Below are 17,140 nucleotides of genomic sequence, written 5' to 3'. Positions count from 1 at the left end.
TTTTTTTGCTGGACCAGCCCCCGCCTCACCACCATCTCCCTCGCATTCCCGCTGTTGCCGGGAAGCACCTCGATGCGGTCCGCGAGTTCCTTCAGCAGAAGGTCGAGTTCGCCCGGGCGGAGGTTGCGGTGGAAGAAGGTGTGGATTTGCGTGTAGTTGAGCGGGCCGTGGGCCAGGTCATCGATGAGGCGGAGGTCTTTGGGGCTGAGACAGACCTCCGCGAAGATGTGTTGCGGCTCCGGACGGCCTCGAAAGGACGAGAAAAGTGGAGCGGAGTTCGCAGGGAGCGGCACTAGCCTTAGTGCCGGTGGTTGGCAAATCTGGGTGCGGAGCCTCTTCCTCCTGCCATCGCGTGTTCCCGCGAAAGATGACGGCACTAGGCTAGTGCCGCTCCTTGGACTGTCGGCCTTTCATGTGGAAGGGCAAAGAGACGGTCAAACAATTTGCTCGACGAACGTGTATTCCACCGTTTCGTCCATCGCGTGGAGTTCAAGTATTTCAACCCCTTTGAACACATCCGCGTCACCCGCCAGAACTTGACGCACTGGCAGCAACCCGGGGTGTCCTATTTCCTCACGTATCACCTGGCGGATGCGATGCCTGCCGTGCTCCTCAACCAGTGGAAACAAGAACGGGCCATCTGGCTCTCCTTTCATCCCGAGCCGTGGACGCCGGAGGTGGAGGATGAATATCACCGTCGCTTTTCCTCACAGATGGAACGTTGGCTGGATGCAGGCCATGGTTCATGTGTGCTGCGTCGTCCTGAGGTGCGAGCCGAGGTGGAGGAGAGCTTCCGATACTTTGAGGGCGTGAGATACCAGAGCTTCTCGTGGGTCATCATGCCCAATCATGTGCACCTGCTGGTGATGCTGCATCCGGATTGGACGCTGGAGAAGGTGCTCTTCACCTGGAAGCGACGCACCTCGGGACGCATCCATGAGCTTTGCGGCACGGAAGGGCAGCAGTGGCAGCACGACTACTTCGACAGAATCATCCGCGACGGGCAACACTTCGACAATGTGGTGCGGTATATCCGAAGGAATCCCGTGAAAGCGAAACTGCGGGAAGCGGAGTACACGCTATGGGAGAGCGATGAGGTGAAGGCGGTGCCGTGAGGGTGGAGGCGGGAAGGTGGAAGGGAAGAAAGGAGAGGCTCCACACCCCAAGTGCTCACCACCGGCACTAAGGCTAGTGCCACTCCCTGCGAACCGGCTGCAACATGCTGGAGGGCTCTATGCTTAAGGTGGCAAACCCTTCCTGGGCGCCCACGTTCACCGTTTGATACGAGTCGCCCACAGTCCAAGGAGCGGCACTAGCCTAGTGCCGGGGTCGGCAAAATGGGTGCGGAGCCTCTTCCTCATTCTATCGCGTGTTCCCGCGAAAGATGACGCCACCAGGCCGGTGCCGCATCCTTGGACTGGGATGCTTTCACATTGAAAAGGCAAAGCGACATCTCAATCATTTGCTCCACGAACATGCGATCTGGAGCTCCGTCCCGCACCGTGGAATTCAAGAGTCATACTTCCTCACGTGTCAATCACCCATGCTCATGCTCATGCCCAATCACATACCAGCATAAATAAACCGCCGCACCCCACCCTCCGACCTTGCCTTCCTTCTCCGGACATGAGCTAATCGCCCCGTTCCCACCGTTCAGCGCATCGAGCAAACTCGCATCACCTCACTCATCTAACCTTATCCTTATGCTTATACTTATGCTCAGGTTCATGATCACGACCAGGCTCCTTCCCAAGTCCACATTCATCCCCAGGAACGCCGCCCTCGGCCTGCTCTCCTGCTTCCTGTTCACCGCAACGGTCACCCCCACCCTGCAGGCGCAGAAACTCATGGTCCCCGGCACCGCAGGAGAAACCGAACTCGCCCTCGGCACCAGCAAGGACGCCTTTCTCAAGCAGCGCCCCGGAGCCCTCGCCTTCCCCGGCATGGAACCCGGCAAAGCCCCCGCACCCGGCACCGAGACCTACATGGAACTCGTCTCAGCCCCCGGCAGCCGCATCGGCATCTCGTACACGTTCAAGGACGGCGCGCTCCGGGCCGTCTCCATCTCCAGCGCCTTCCTGCCCGGGCAGGAGCAGGCCTCCGCCAAGCACCTGGGCGAGGTCTACCAGCGCCTCGCCCGCACCATGAACTGGGAGGCCGACGAGCAGACCCTGCGCACCAACGGGCTGGAAGGCTTCCTCGTCACCGCCGAGCACTGGAAGAGCAAGACCGATGGCACCGAGCTCTACTTCATCGCCACCAATCGCGAAGTCACCACCGTCCAGTTCGACCCCCAGCACCTCAGCCGCGCCGACCTCCTCGCCGACCCCGCCATGAAGGCCAAGCTCGATGAAAACGGCGCCCGCCTGCGCGCCAAACTCCCCCCCGAAGTCCTGGAGAGGGACAAGAAGAAGCTCGGCGGCACCGGCATCACCGATGCCCCCCGCCCCTTCAAGCACGGGAAGTAGCAGCCAGGCAGGGCAGCGCCATGCAGAAGCAGGGCGCCGAGCCCGGGGCGTGCCAGCGTGCCGCCCCGGCAGGTTATCGAGAAAATGTCATTGCGCGGAAGTCACCCGCCTGCGCAATCTCTCTTTTCTTATGCCCGAGTCGAATTCTCCCTATGCCACCACTGCCGCACCCCAGGTGCTGGACTTGCTCCGTAGCCAGCTCGTGAGCGTCACCGAGGACCGTCGACGCGTCATGCTCTGGAGCGCCATCCTCGCCGTCGGCGCGCTCATGCTCGTGGGCCGGGTGAACAGTCTCCCGTGGTTCCTCAGTCTCGTACCGCTCACCCTGCTCACCGTGTGGCACGCCTGTCTCCTCGTCCGTCAACGCCGCTACCAGGCCGCCTGGGACACCTTGCTAGAGAAGAGCGCAGACAACATCGGCTCCGGCCCCTGTGCTCATACCGGTCCCACCCGGAAAGCAGCTGCCGCCGCCTCCGCGCAAGCCTCACAAGAGTTGGGCATCGGCAGCACCCCCGCCATCTTGGGTGCCCTCGCCGCACCCTCCGTCCTCCTCTTTCACGGCCTCCTGCTTGGAGCCGTCGTCACCGGTGGCGTGGTGCATGAAGTGGAGCGGGAGAAGCATTCCACGCCCGCCGCACTGGCCCATGAGGAAGACTCCACCTGTGGTTGCGGCGGTGGCGGGGGCACTTCGAAGGTGGCCTCGGCAGGAGAAAAGTCCGGCTCAGGCTGTGGCTGTGGAGGGGGCAGTGGGTCCAGTGCCGTGGCAGCCACCGCGCCTGTCCCAAAAAGGACCCCAGGCGTCATGGTACCGGCTCGTACGTTGAACAATGCCCCTCGGGTACTGCCCACGCCCTCCAACGGCGTGGCCGCAGCCCCGGGGAGACCGATCACGCCATTCCCCACAAGCGCCCCGCGCCCGCAACCGCAACCGCCCCGCACGGCCACGCCGGCACCCTCGCCGGTGGCGCAGCCACCTGCCACCCTTCGTCCAGAACCCGTCACGGGCGCCGGTGCGATGCCCAGTGCTCCTGCACAGCCTGCTCCACCAGTGGCTCCTCCCGCAGCACCCAAGCCCGAGACACATCCCGCTCTGCGACCTGCTACCAACGGAACTCCGCTTGAGGCACCAGCGCCTGGGCCTGGGCAGCCTTAACGCGCTCACATCCAGCATAGAACCTGGTCGCTGGTGCCAACTAAAACGCCGGAAACTATTCAAGGGGTCGCTGCGCAAACCAATCTTCTGGTCAAGTGGCGAAAATTCGATTAAGTGTTCGAATAAACAGTTGCGCAATCTAGGGAAAGTCGGTAGAAGTACTTAGTTATTTTCCAGAAAATAAGGATTAACGAGGTTGCGTAGTATGAGATATTCCGAGCGTTCCCCTAGTTCCCTTCGAAACTTTTATCGTCGTTGGTTTGCGCTTGGGCATGGAGCCCAATTGCTAGCTGGCATACTCCTACTGAGCTCACCACTCCGGGCGCAGTACCAACCAGATTCGAGTGGCAACCCAGTCTGGAACTCCCAAGACCCAGAGCCGTCTGAAGGACCGGATAGCAGTGACTATGACGGGGATAACTTGCCCGGATGGTACGAGAGCTACTTGGGTACAAATCCTTATAATCTCGATTCAGACGGAGACCTCATTACCGACGGCGATGAGGTTTTCACAACGGACACCAATCCATTAGATGACGATTCCAATGATAACGGACGCAGTGATTTGGTCGATTATCTATTGTTGTCCAACCCCAGCGGAGACTATGACAGCGATGGGTTGACCAATGAATTTGAAGTAACCACCAGCTTCACTTCACCCGTCAACATCGATACCGATGGGGATGGTCGAAGCGATTTTCAGGAGTACTACGACTCGGATGGAGATGGTATTTACAATTCATCGGATCCCTTTCCGGACGATGGAAGCAATTTCAGTTATACCAACAGTATTTATTGGTATGACTCCGTGTTGGGGGATTACGACTCGGACGGCACCGTCAATTGGCAGGATGAAGAACCTTGGGGGCCAGATCGTGATGGGGATGGCATCCTGAACAGTCAGGATCCTTTTCCCGCCGATAGCACCAACTTCAGTGGCACTAACCAAATCTCCTGGTACGGAGACGTGCTCGGAGATTCTGATTCAGACAGCATCGTCAACTGGGAGGATCCGGAGCCTTACTCCCCTCCATCAGATGCTGACGTCGACGGCATTCCAGATTCCACCGATCCGTTTCCGTTTGATGCAAACAACTATAGTTCTACAAATGGCATTACATGGCTTTCTCAGGTCTTTTTTGACGCCGACAACGATGGGATTTTGAACTGGCAGGACCCGAGTCCATTTCCTCCCAATGATGTTGATGGTGATGGATTTCCCAATGCCGAAGACCCATTTCCTGAAGACGGTTCGAATTACAGTCATGTTAACGGCACCTATTGGTACGGGGATGTCTTTACAGATACGGATACCGACAATATCGACAATTATAAGGATCCATTTCCTGGAGATTCGTCCAATTGGAGCCAGTTCAACAACGTCTCGTGGTATGGGGACGTTTTGGGCGATGCCGACTCTGACACAATCCCGAACTGGCAGGACGAGCAGCCGTATACAGCCGTGGACGCTGATGGAGATGGTCTCACCTCGGGCGAAGAGAGTGTCCTAGGTACCAGCGACAATGATGTCGACTCGGACGACGATGGACTGAGTGATTATGAAGAAGTCATTGTCTTTCAGTCGGCAGGTGTCAGCCCGACAGATGCTCACTCGTTGAGTGCGGTTTATACGGACTACTACATGGTGGATGTGACAGACTCGGATGGAGGGGGCATTCCAAACAGTATCGAGCAGTACTATGGCATGAATCCCACCGACCCCTGGGATGATGCCAATGGGGACTTGGATGGAGATGGCACGAAGAATCTGCAGGCTTACCAGTATGGCTGGAATCTCCTGCTAAACTACCCGCGTGACTATGACCGGGACAACGATGGCATGACCAATGTGTGGGAAATCGCCCACGGTCTCAATCCCACTGATCCGACAGACGCCTATGACGATCCAGACGGGGATTATTTGTTCAACGAGGAAGAAGAATCCAGCAATCTCGATCCGGCACTTGCAGACACCGACTCTAATGCGGCCAATGGCGATGACTTCGAGTTCCGCCTTGGCATTCCTTCCGGTCCGCTTGGTCTGAATCACAACGATCTCGGGAATGACGGTCGCGAGTACAACGATGACTGGGACGGCGATGGACATGACAACATCACCGAAATTTATGCGGGCACGGATCCGCGCGATCCCAATAGCTACCCAGGAAGACCAGCGATCTCCGAGCCTTATTCGCCCGAGGAACTGCCGATCCTGGCGAATGCTGGCGGCGGTTCGAGCGTCGGCGGACCCGCTGGGGGAATGGTTCCGGATAAAAGTTTTTCTTCCTCGTATGTCGCGGGAGCATCAAATCCCCCGAATAAATCGGCACACCTTCCCGAACTCACGACGGAGGTTTGGTATGACATTACGCATACTTATACACCCTGCATCATACCCGCTGGCGGCGGTGAATGGGTGGAGGGCACTCCACAAGTATTCCACACACAGACTCCACCAGAACAGGCGGACTCTGCCACTGCACATCACCAGTCCAACAGGGAGGTATATGTGGAGCCTCTTCCTGGCAGTGGACATGACTGCGGTTGTTTGTCACAAGGAGGTTCGGGAAGCTCTAGTTGTAACTGTGAGGAATCTGAAGGCTCTTGTACATGTGATACTCCTCAGCCTCCTTGGAATGGCGTCGGAGCCATCATAGAAACGGATGTGAGATTTTATTTTGATGCTCACTTCGATACGCCACTCCCGCTAGGAACTACGGTAGCAGTGTCATGGAGAAGCATCACATCTCCGCCAGTAGGACCTCCTGAGACTGACAATTGGACCAAGACGGTGGTGGGGAGGCAGACAGATGCCGGGAATTACCCTGGAATTTTTGCCAATAAAGATTGCACTGTCACATACAAACTTCTTGGCTGGCAAAGGATGCCTGATGGAGGCGACAACCCTCCACCTCCCGGCCCCCAACCGACGATGGCGGCGAGCGCTTCGGATTCTGCGGGGCCACAGTTCCGCCGGATTGGCATGGATGGCAAGCCGATGAGGGACTCGTTCCCCGATCCAGAAGATGAATACAAAACACCTCAATGTTCGACTTATGTAGATGCATACAACGCCACCCTGCGGCAAAGCATCTCAGACGCCCATATGAGAGCGGCGCCGGGGACCCACATGTCCCTGTCAGTGCGGCGGGACTATGCGGAAGAGACCTGGTCAAACATTTCAGGACTCAAGTTTCACGAGCGTCCGGATCGTCCATTCGGAGCAGGCTTTGTATCAAACATTTGCGCAGGAGTCACTGTGGAGAAACTCATCCGGCAGTACAACGACCTGGTGCCTGGCACTTACCTGAACCCGATACGGTTCACCGCGACCGTGGTAGATGAGCAGGGCAACTCACAGCGATATAAATGGCACAAGGGGACCCAACGATGGATTCACACCCGGGAAGAGCGCGGAAACGTGATCACGAAGTTCAACACCCTCACTTCCCAGTGGGATGAGGAAGGGAACCCCTACAATTTTCTCCTCGGCAAGTATACCGGTGGAGAGTGCTGCTACGAACGGACGCCGGTTATTCAAGGGTTTGCCTCCAACCGACGGGACGCGAAGGAAAGTCGGGTCGTCATGATGTACCATCGCATGACCACCGCATCGGATCGGCGCGGCCAGGTCTTTGGGTACTCCTATGGCTCACCGACGTCGCTTGTGGCCACAACGATCGCAGGTGGCATCGGCGCCGGTGTTATCCAGGTGCAGATCAATCCCAACGGTCTGGTGGAGTCGGTGGCCTCCAATACGGACTCCGCCACGACCTTTGCTTATACCCCTCTCAATGTCGAAGGCACCGTCGTCCCGGTCTTGGCATCGACAACCAAAGATGGCGCTACCACGAGTTACACGTTCTCGGGCCTTATAGAGACGGATCCCACCCCGCTGCCACCGGATCCGGAGAATCCCAACGACGGCCCCGAGAAGATTGCGCATGTGTTCCTCACAGCGGTGACGGAGCCGGAGGGGCGCGCATATTCCTTTAATCAGGCACTTGATCACAACCACACCTACGAGCAGATCTGTGTTGATCCCGTCTCAGGCTCGGCGGCGGGCGTGCTTGTGCGGAAGCAAATCGGTCGCCCGCAAAGGGTCCTCGGAGTCAGCGGCCCATCCATGGGTGCGTCCGTCAGTTGCGCCCTGAGCTCCAACGTCACTGTGGAAGGGCAGTTATACGTTTCTGCAGGTACGTCAGTCACCGGTACGGCGGGCACTTATACCTACAGCTTTTCAGGAGGTGACTTATTTTCACCGCCACCTGATGTGGAGGAGTTGTGGGATCTGCACTACCAGCATTTGGCGGTCTACACGTTTTCAAACATGACGATTCATAGCCCAATGGGGAACATGGAGTTCGTGTTTGATCCCGCTCAGGGAGGAAATCTCGTGTCCTTCACTGGGCTTAACGGTGCCGTCACGCAGTGGTCTTACCTCTTTGGAAACCCGCTGCCCTTCGCACAAGTCAATCCATTGGGGGGATCACGCTTCTTCGTGTATGACAACCAGGACAATCTTGTCGAAGTATTCGATGAGCGTGGCGTGCGGAAGCAATACATCCGCAACGGCGCCACCGGCTTGCCGATGTGGGTGAATGTGTTCGATGCAGAGGGGGACCCCATCTACCAGCGTGAGGTGGAGTATGAGACGGGACCGGGTCGCAAGACCTTCGCGAAACGTGAAATCGTAAGGGCTCTGCATCCTGAATTGGGTGAACGCGACCTTGTGTATGAAGTGGAGCGTGACGGTCGCGGGAACATCACTCGTGAGGTGGCAGACCCCGGTGGGTTGGCGCTGGAGACACGGTATGACTACAGCGAGCGCGATCTTCTCTTGCGCACCATCGACGCGCGTGGATTCACCACGCGCCATGCTTACGATGTCCAGGGCAATCGCATCCGCACGGTGCACCCGGATGGTAGTGACCGCGTGTGGCACTATGACACGCGGGGCAATCTGTTGTGGGAAAAGGACGAGGTAGGCACGGTGACGTTCCATGAGTATGACGGGCCGGACCGCCGGGTAAAAACCACCCTGGATCTCAACGGCAACGATGTCGCGGACGGACGTGGCGTAGACCTCGTGCAGGAGTGGAAATACAACGGAGCGCACGACGTGATCTGGGAAAAGGATTCCAAGGGCATTGTGACCGAGCATGAGTATGCCGGGGATGCGATGCGGACCTCGTCGACGCGGGCGGGCCTGACTTCTGAATGGGAGTACAATGATAGTTCCCTCCGCACCATCTGGGATGTGGCTAAACCCACGCACGCGAGAGATCCCCGCGGAGTGGAGGTGATCACCGAATATGATGCATTGCGCCGGCCCGTATCCGTGACCTCCGCAGACGGAGGCACCACGCTCACGGAGTATGATCCCGTGGGGAATCCCATCTCCTTAACTGATGCGCTGGGCCAAACAACGACGACGGAGTATGACGCCATGAACCGCGTGGTGAAGGTGACTTATCCAGGAAACCTCACGCAAACCACTACCTACAACAGCCTGGGCAAGCCTATCACTGTGACCGATGTGATGGGCCGGGTGGCCCGTTCGTTCTACGACGACGCCGGACGTCCCGTGAAAGTGGAGCAGCCCGAAGTAACTCTGCCCAGTGGGCTTGCGGTCAAACCCACAGTGCAGAACACCTATGATGCGGTGGGAAATGTGGTGGCGGTGACCGATCCGATCGGTCGTGTGAGCGAGACCGTGTACGACAACCGGAATCGCGCGGTACAGACGACGGCTCCGCCCGCGTATGATGCCACGGTAGGACGGGTGCGGCGGGCCTCCGTCGCCACCGAATATGACCGCCTGGGCCGTGTGGTCAGTGTCATCGATGCGTTTGGTCAGGAGACCACCAAGGTGTACGATCGCGCCTCGCGTTTGTTGGAAACACATCTGCCGCCCGTGTCCGTGAATGGAGGCACGGCTCAGGCGCTGATGACACGCAGTGTGTATGATGCCAACGGCAATGTGCTGGAAGCGTGGGACACTGCCAACCGCAAGACGGTCAATGAATACGACCTGCACAACCGGCTCATCAAGACTTGGGATCCACTAAACCAGATGACGGAGTTCGGCTATGATGGCTCGGGCAATCGCACCTCGGTGAAGGACCCCAATGGGAACATCACCACGTGGACCTACGACGACCTGAAGCGTGTGCTCACGGAGAGCACACCTGCCGGTCTGCTCGTGACCAATGAGTATGACGCGCTCAACAAGACGCGCACCGTGGATGCCAAGGGGCAGGTCACCACCTTCCACTACGACGACCGGCACCGGCTCACGCAGATGAAGATGTTCACGAATGCGCAGGCTGCCACGCCGCACAACGTGCGCACCTATGCCTATGATGTTGCCGGGCAGCTCCTCAGCGTGGATGAAAGCGCCGATGCCACGCTCAACGTAAGCTACACATATGATGCGCTGGGTAAGACGTTGAGCGAGACCTCACGTGGCTTCACCCACAGCTATGAGTACGACCTGGCGGGCAACCGGGTGAAGAGCACCTACGGCACTGGCCGTGTGGTGAACCATGCCTATGACGGGGTGAACCGCCTCATCAGTCTGACGGAGGCGGGGCGTGTCACCTCGTGGGAGTATGATATTGCGGGACGTTGCGTGGCCCTGGGCCAGGGAAATGGGCTGCTGCAACGACAGTCCTATGACGCACACGGGCGCCTCGTGCAACGCGCCTTGTATAACGAGGACGCGCCCAGCGCGCTGATGTCGATGGGCATCGCCTATGATGCCGGGGGTAATGTGGTGCGGCAGGAGGAGCGCTGGAACCAGACAACCGGCGGCGCGGTGCCCAACAGCAATCGCACCACGACCATGGAGTACGACGCAGCGTCGCGCTTAAAACTCGAGAAGGTAGTGAAGCACTCCGACGGCAGCGTGGTATCCACGACTTACGGGTATGATGCAGCCGGCAACCGCACCGGCAAGTGGGTGAACGGGCTGGAGCCCGAGGGAGTAGCTAGCATCTACACCTACAATGCGCTGAACCAGCTCACTGCGAATGACACCAACAATACGTTGGTGACCTACACCTACGATGCCAACGGCAACCGCGCCACTCGGATGCGGGAGGGTGTGCCGACTCACACCTACCGTTGGGATTGGAACAACCGCCTGACAGAGGTGGAGGTGACCGAGGGTGGTGGCACCGCACTATACCGGTATGGCTATGATTACCGGATGCGGCGAAACACGCGGGAGGAGTCGGGTGTTGCCACCGCAGTGACCTACAGCGGTGGGGTGAGCGTGGCAGAGTACTCTATCACCGATGTACCATCAGGCACCCTCAACACCCAACCTACCGTCGAGTACCAGCGCGGCCCCGACATGGGCGGTGGCGTAGGTGGGCTGCTATATTCGCTTCGGTACGGCGAGGCGAAGTTCAACCTGAGCAACGGCCGCGGCGACGTCGTGGCCCAGAGCGACAGCACCGGCGACCTCACCTGGACCGCCAGCTACGAAGCCTACGGCAAGCGCCCCGTGGAAACCGGCAGCAACGCCGACCGCCAGCGCGCCAACACCAAGGAAGAAGACCCCACCGGCCTGCTCAACGAAGGCTTCCGCTACCGCGACCTGGAAACCGGCGTGTGGCTGAGCCGCGACCCTGCAGGCTTTGTCGATGGCCCGAACTTGTATGCGTATGTGCAGCAGAATCCGTGGACGAGCTTCGACCCTCTGGGGCTATTTGATTTGAAGAAGTTCGACGACAATCTGCGGGGCTCCGTCGTGGGCACCTTTCAGTATGTCGATGATATGTGCGGGGCAATCTTCAACGCTGTCACATTCGGTGCAGTTTGCCAGGAATCGGCTGCCAGAGCTGACGCAAAGTCGGGGGCAATTCTAAACAAGGCTGTAAATGACGTGGGACACGTCACTAATGCAGCGCATCATGCCATTAGTGGTAACACTGATGCCGTAATTCAAGAAGTTCAAGGTGTGTTGGGAAACACGCCTGAGGAAATGGCAGCTAACTTGACCATGATGGCAGTTCCAGGGGTTGCTGGACGATTTAGCAAAACCGCCAGCAAAGTGCCAAATATAACTGGGGAGGTGGAGTCCGTGGCCTCAAAGGCGGTCTCGGTGACACCTGAGGCGTCTGCTGCTGGTGAGGCAGCGACCGCAAAAATCGGAGTTGACCTCACTCTCAAGTACAAGGTGGGGTGGACTGACGCCCAGCGTGCAGCTGCCGATGCAAAAGCTGCTGCGTTGACCGAAGCCGATACTATTGTAACGCGTTCACCAGTCCGTGGTGGTACAACCCAATCGAGGTACCGCAAAGAGGCGGGTTTGAAGCGCGAGATTGATGCTGATCACATTCAAGATCTTCAGCTTGGCGGCTTGGATGTGATGAGTAATATGTGGGGGTTGGATAGCAGCGTGAACCGGAGCCTTGGTACGCAGATCAAAAACATGATCAAAGACCTGCCAGCTGGAACTCGCGTTAACAATGTAAGAATGGAAGACCCATGATTTTAGATCGATTCCAACAATTCTTTGTGGCTACCGCGGGCACCGGAGATCGAATTTTGCCTTCTTCTGTAGATTTTGGAGTTCAGAACCTCGCCCGGATTTTTGATGAACTCGGCGGAAAGACATTTAATCATGGTCTCTACCGGGTTTTCCACCCGGGGCAACTACCAGTCGTAACTGAGGCGATCGAGGGAGTTTTTCCAGAATATCGAGGAAGAATCGTACCCTTCGGCTACGACTGGCTCGGGCGACATTTTGCGTGTGATCGTGCACGAACGGAAGATGGTGAGCCCCAGGTCTTGATGCTGGAAATCGGAGCGGGTGAAGCAATGGAGATCCCGGCTTCTGCTCTAGACTTCCACAACATCGAGCTGGTTGAGTATACTGATGAGGCTCTTGCAGCTCCGTTTTGGAGCCAGTGGAGGAGCCTAAACCCCACAGATTTGGCTTTTGGCGACTGCGTTGGGTACAAAGTGCCGTTGTTCCTTGGAGGCGCAGATGACCTTACCAATCTAGAGGTAATCGACTTGAGCGTTTATGTGGAGATTTGCGGTCAGCTACGGAACAAAGTGCGGACTTTGCCACCGGGACAATCGATTCGCCGTATCTCATTTGCCGAATGAGCACGTGACACTGGGAGTGTGTTTATGTCTTCCATGTGTTGTCTGATCATCTGGACATAGTGGGTTTTCCAGCCATCCCCCGCTGCCGGTAGTCCACGAGCGCAGTGCTCGGAGCTCCCGGCAGGCAGGGGAGTCGGCTTTGGAAGGTCACGTGCGGCCCGATCCCCAAACCATCCCGCACCTCTCACCTCTTCTTATCAAACACCGAAAGTACCAACTGCACGGGGAGGGCGAGGAGGCGGATGGGGAAGGTGACCCAGGAGAGGGAGGTGGCGGCGGCGACTTTTTTCACGATGCCCTGGCTGGCGAAGAGTCCGGTGCTGAGGAAGGCGAGGCCGAGGCCGGAGGAGGGGTAGAACAGGACCGATTTCCACACGGGGCGCTGTTCTCGCTGTTCTTGCCACGACCACTCCCACTTCCCCTGCGATGAGAGGTCGCTGACATCGGCGTCGGGGCCGGTGACCTGGAGTTTCCACAGGACGAAGGCGAGGGCGGCGAAGATGAGGCCGAGGGTGACGACGTAGCTGCGATTCCGTGAGGCCCATTCACCCGGGGCGGCGCTTCGCTTGTGCCGGTGGGGCTGGGGGTGTGGGTGTTGCTGCGGGTGCGAGTGTCCGTGTGAGTGTGGTTTGCTCATGGGAAGGGGCAGGTGGTCCGCAGGGTTGGGTTGCCGTGGCGCCCTCAGCGCGGGGCCTAGTTGGGCGGCGCGCGAGGTGTGATGGGTGGATGGATGGACGGTTGTGTGGTTGGGATGCTACCAGAGAAGTGGTGGGGTAGGCAAGGGGTGTGGTGGGTGAGGGCCGGGTGAGGGGTGGATGGCCGCAGACCAAAATGGGGGCAGGAATGCGATAGGCATAAACCTCAATGAGAATGTGCCGAAGGCTCCGTTCGGCTGGCACATGCCTTTCGCGGTGACTTGTGATGCTCAGTTGAAGCAATTCGGCGGACTGCGTTCTTCAAGGCGAACGTCCCTCCACCAAAAGATGCGGTAGGGATGCGCTCCCGCGCGTCCGGCTTCAGGCGGGCGGAGGTGGTGTGGAACTGCGGCACGAAACGGCCTCGCTATGTGGCATCGTCCTCCACCTCCGCCCGCCATCTACGGACGCGCGGGAGCGCATCCCTACCGTCGTTTTTGTTTGGAGGGACGCTGACATTCAGAGTGAATGGTGGCTCAGGGGCTCGGGTGGATTTGGTGAAGTGTGGTATATCAGGAAACGTGTTGTGTGGTCGGGGTGAGCTCACGCAGGGAAGCCTCGAATGCTGGGTTCCACAGAAGTGCTCCGGGATATCTGGACGAGATTCCTTCGTTCAAAGCGGTGTCGCGGCCTCGAGGGAGGCCTTTGCCACCGCACTCCACGACGCAAAGCGACTTGGGGCGTGGAGTTGGTGGGAAGTGCGTTATGGCCCTGTTTATCCAGTCACGGGCACTTCGCGTGACGCATAGGCGTTTTGGGAGGAGCTTTCGGGAGTTCGCTGCGTACGGAGGGGATGGCGACGCTCGCGCGTAGGTAGTGTGCTCCGGAAAGCTTGGCGACTTCGTCGCGGTGAGGCGTGCAGCAGGCTGCACTTTAGGAAAGCGGCAGCAGGGCTGCGCGCAGTCCAGGGACGCTGCGCGTCACAGTATCTGGACTTTTCCTGCGTATTCCCTTTTCCGTTGGTCTTGCTTGTGCCGCGACTGAACCCTCGTTAGTCGATGGGCTCGGCGGCGAGGCGTTCGAGCAGCTGCTCCACCTCAGGAGTCAGCATGATGGAGGGCTGCTGGTGGGTGGTGCAGGTGCCTCCGAGGTTGTTGCTGATGGTCATGCCTTCGTCATTGAATGAAAAATCAACAAAGGGCTGTCCTTGGCGGAGCCCGTAGCGTCGTGAACGCGACAGGACAAAGGTGAACATGGATTGCCCTGGTCGTAGTTTCCGGTCATAGCCTTTCTGGCGCATTGCGGCGATGAACGCCTTCACCAGAGGCTGGATGCTCTCGGGGAGGTGACCCACCCACGAATTTTCCATAGCATCCCAGCCCAGGAAGAACTCTCCCTCCAACCCGTTTCCAATCTCGTAGTATTCGGCAACGGGATGGATGTTCAGGGAGGGAAATTCCACCTTCATTTCGGAAGGCTTCGCGGTGTCTACGAGCCACCGATTGGTGACTGCCGCCAGAAACTGGATGTCGGTGACCTCGAACTTGAACAAGCGACATCCGTCCCAAAAGAACTCGGCATGTGGGTTCTTTTTCTCGTGGCTGGAGATCCACCATAGAGAGCATGTTCGCTCCCCCTGCCGGAGCACAAGGGCATCGAAGGGACCTGCGAACGGAGCGAATAGATAGGGCGGCAGGGACAGGGACGGTCTGGCCTCCATGAGTTTGGCGCGCAGCCCCAGCAAGGCGCGGTTCATGGGATTCAGGATGGAATGCCGCTCGCGGAGGGCTGGCGCATCGCAACCGTTCAGCCAATCGGCCACTGCCGCGATCGTCCTTTGTTCCGTGTCACCGTTGCCAATCCTGAGCTTTTCACCTCCCCGCTGGAAGCGGATGTCGTAACGCGGTTGACCCTCGCGTTCACAACACCAGATGTCGCAAGTGGACGAGCCGCGCTCTGCGATGCAGCTCCAGCTATCGTCTTTTCCCTCGAGCCTGATGCGGGTCTCCGGCAGTGTGGCCGCGGCCGCAAACTTTTCCACCAGCGCTTCTTGAAGCCGCATGGCAATGTGTTTGCAGTGACCCTCCATGGATCCAGGAGTGAAAAGTCACCCGGCGGCTCGGGTGCCGAGCGCCAGGTGCTGGATGTTCATGACTTCAAGAAGGCGTGTTGTCGGGATGAGGACTGCGCCTCAAACCTCACCACTCTCCCTCACACCTCATAGCTCGGCAGCTTCTCCGCGTCGAACTTGGCGTAGCCGCATTCCTCAGCGACTTCGTTGAGCGCGGCGATTTCGGCGTCGCTGAAGAGGAGGCCGCCGGCTTTGGTGGTGTGCTTGGCATTCTCGGCTTCGGGCTGGCCGGGGAGCATGCAGTTCTCATTGCCGTGGCCGCGGATGTCCTGCAGCACGGCCTTCACGTTCTCGGCCTGGTTGCGGCCCTTGGCGAAGAGGCCGCTGCCAATCGCATCGGGGTGGATGACCTGGAAGTAGAAGCTGCTGGTGCGCTTCTCGCCGGCGGGCAGGGGCTTGTCCTTGAAGTCGGGATGGCCGCCGCCGCCGCGGATGGTGGGCAGGGAGCCGCCGATGAGGGCGCCCATGACTTCGATGAGCAGGGAGAGGCCGTAGCCCTTGTGCGCGCCGAAGGGCAGGAGCCACTGCGCGGCGTGGGGGTCGGTGGTGGGGTTGCCCTCGGCATCCACGGCAGCGCCGGGAGGCAGGGGCTTGTTCTCACGGCGGAGCTGCTGCACGCGGCCCATGGCCACGGTGGAGGTGGCCCAGTCGATGACGATGGGGAAGCCCGCGGAGTCCGTGGTGGGCAGGCCCCAGGAGTGGGGATTGGTGCCGAGCACGGGGAACTTGCCGCCGAAGGGCACGACTTCACCGAGGGTGCTGGTGCAGTTCGTATACGCGATGTAGCCCTTCTTCGCGGCTTCCATCACATAACCACCGCCCCAGAGGTAGTGGAAGGCATTGTCCACGCTGACCTGGCCGATGCCGTATTGGTCGGCCAGTTCCATGCAGCGTTCCATGGCGCGGAAGGCGACGGACTGTCCCAGCTTGAGCTGCGCGTCCCACACTTCGCTGGCGGCGAACTTCTTCTCGATGACCTTGATCTCCGCGCCCGGCTTGCAACCACCCACGGCGCTGCCGAAGAGGTGGTCCAGGTGCAGCGCCTTGATGGCGTTGTGCGTGCGGATGCCGTGCGTGGCCGCCATCTCGCAGAAGCGCGCGCCGTCCTCCGCCTCAGCAGCCGTGTAGCCGCGGTGCTGGTAGGCCTTGCGGACGAGTTCGTTGTGGGCGGCGGCGGGGAGGATGCGGTAGGTGGGCATGGTGTCTTGTCGGTAGGACGGTAAGCGGTGCGACAGTCGGACGGTGGACAGTGAACGGGCCGGGATGAAAAACGACGATTCGGCGCGTGGCAATGGGAAAACGACGCCGAATCCGGCGGGCGGGCTGGCGGTGGCAGGACTGTCAGCACTTTTGTATCGGTCAGGTCTGGTTGTCCTGTCACTACCGTCCCTGCCGACTCTAGGAGCGATTGTCTGCGGGTTCATTGTCGAAGCGAATACAAACCAGAGCCCCTGAGACGCCATTGGCTCAGCATCTCAACGCCCCTCCACAAAAAAAGGGGCGGTAGGGATGCGCTCCCGCGCGTCCGTAGATGGCGGGCGGAGGGGGAGGGAGATGCCACGTGGAGGGGCCGTTTGGTGCCGCAGCTCCGCCCCGCCTCCGCCCATCTAAAGACGGACGCGCAGGA

9 protein-coding genes are annotated in these 17,140 nt (G+C 59.1%); 6 read left to right on the top strand and 3 right to left on the bottom strand.

All coding sequences use genetic code 11. The annotated features are described in order from the left end of the window. Positions 1-5: 5 nt before the first annotated feature. From G5S37_RS00105 to G5S37_RS00080, 6 genes are all read left to right on the top strand, one after another. The gene (locus G5S37_RS00105; RefSeq protein ID WP_165199528.1) at positions 6-296 is read left to right on the top strand and encodes a hypothetical protein; all 291 of its coding nucleotides are present in this window, start codon (positions 6-8) and stop codon (positions 294-296) included. Positions 297-443: 147 nt separating this feature from the next. Beyond that, entirely contained in the window at positions 444-1,115 is a 672-nt protein-coding gene (locus G5S37_RS00100; protein WP_165199526.1) for a transposase, read from the top strand. A 612-nt stretch (positions 1,116-1,727) separates the two neighbouring features. After that, a complete protein-coding gene (locus tag G5S37_RS00095; protein ID WP_165199524.1) occupies positions 1,728-2,468 on the top strand; it encodes a hypothetical protein in 741 nt (246 codons plus the stop codon). A gap of 130 nt (positions 2,469-2,598) precedes the next feature. After that, on the top strand, positions 2,599-3,621 hold the full coding sequence (locus G5S37_RS00090) for a hypothetical protein (protein WP_165199522.1): 1,023 nt from the start codon (positions 2,599-2,601) through the stop codon (positions 3,619-3,621). Positions 3,622-4,204: 583 nt separating this feature from the next. Next, a complete protein-coding gene (locus G5S37_RS00085) occupies positions 4,205-12,124 on the top strand; it encodes an RHS repeat-associated core domain-containing protein (protein ID WP_165199520.1) in 7,920 nt (2,639 codons plus the stop codon). Next, positions 12,121-12,747 carry a T6SS immunity protein Tdi1 domain-containing protein gene (locus tag G5S37_RS00080; RefSeq protein ID WP_165199518.1) on the top strand — a complete coding sequence of 209 codons (627 nt, stop codon included), beginning with the start codon at positions 12,121-12,123 and terminating at the stop codon, positions 12,745-12,747. The genes G5S37_RS00085 and G5S37_RS00080 overlap by 4 nt, the downstream gene beginning before the upstream one ends. 184 nt (positions 12,748-12,931) lie before the next feature. On the opposite strand, the gene G5S37_RS00075 is transcribed toward G5S37_RS00080, so the two are convergent. The 3 genes from G5S37_RS00075 to G5S37_RS00065 all read right to left on the bottom strand — a co-directional run bounded on the left by G5S37_RS00075 (position 12,932) and on the right by G5S37_RS00065 (position 16,712). Beyond that, entirely contained in the window at positions 12,932-13,384 is a 453-nt protein-coding gene (locus tag G5S37_RS00075; RefSeq protein WP_165199516.1) for a hypothetical protein, read from the bottom strand. 1,049 nt (positions 13,385-14,433) lie between these two features. Further along, entirely contained in the window at positions 14,434-15,444 is a 1,011-nt protein-coding gene (locus tag G5S37_RS00070) for a hypothetical protein (protein ID WP_165199514.1), read from the bottom strand. A gap of 149 nt (positions 15,445-15,593) precedes the next feature. Further along, positions 15,594-16,712 carry an Ldh family oxidoreductase gene (locus tag G5S37_RS00065; protein WP_165199512.1) on the bottom strand — a complete coding sequence of 373 codons (1,119 nt, stop codon included), beginning with the start codon at positions 16,710-16,712 and terminating at the stop codon, positions 15,594-15,596. Positions 16,713-17,140 lie beyond the last annotated feature (428 nt).

The organism is Roseimicrobium sp. ORNL1, from assembly GCF_011044495.1.
Classification (GTDB): Bacteria; Verrucomicrobiota; Verrucomicrobiia; order Verrucomicrobiales; family Verrucomicrobiaceae; genus Roseimicrobium.
The sequence above is the reverse complement of the archived record's forward strand: the minus strand, read 5'-3'. Positions and strand labels throughout refer to the sequence as shown.

Excerpts from the sequence above, each read along its gene's own strand:
- G5S37_RS00095 (WP_165199524.1), top strand. The coding sequence starts at position 1,728 with ATGATCACGACCAGGCTCCTTCCCAAGTCCACATTCATCCCCAGGAAC.
- G5S37_RS00080 (WP_165199518.1), top strand. The coding sequence starts at position 12,121 with ATGATTTTAGATCGATTCCAACAATTCTTTGTGGCTACCGCGGGCACC.
- G5S37_RS00090 (WP_165199522.1), top strand. The coding sequence starts at position 2,599 with ATGCCCGAGTCGAATTCTCCCTATGCCACCACTGCCGCACCCCAGGTG.
- G5S37_RS00075 (WP_165199516.1), bottom strand. The coding sequence starts at position 13,384 with ATGAGCAAACCACACTCACACGGACACTCGCACCCGCAGCAACACCCA.
- G5S37_RS00065 (WP_165199512.1), bottom strand. The coding sequence starts at position 16,712 with ATGCCCACCTACCGCATCCTCCCCGCCGCCGCCCACAACGAACTCGTC.
- G5S37_RS00070 (WP_165199514.1), bottom strand. The coding sequence starts at position 15,444 with ATGCGGCTTCAAGAAGCGCTGGTGGAAAAGTTTGCGGCCGCGGCCACA.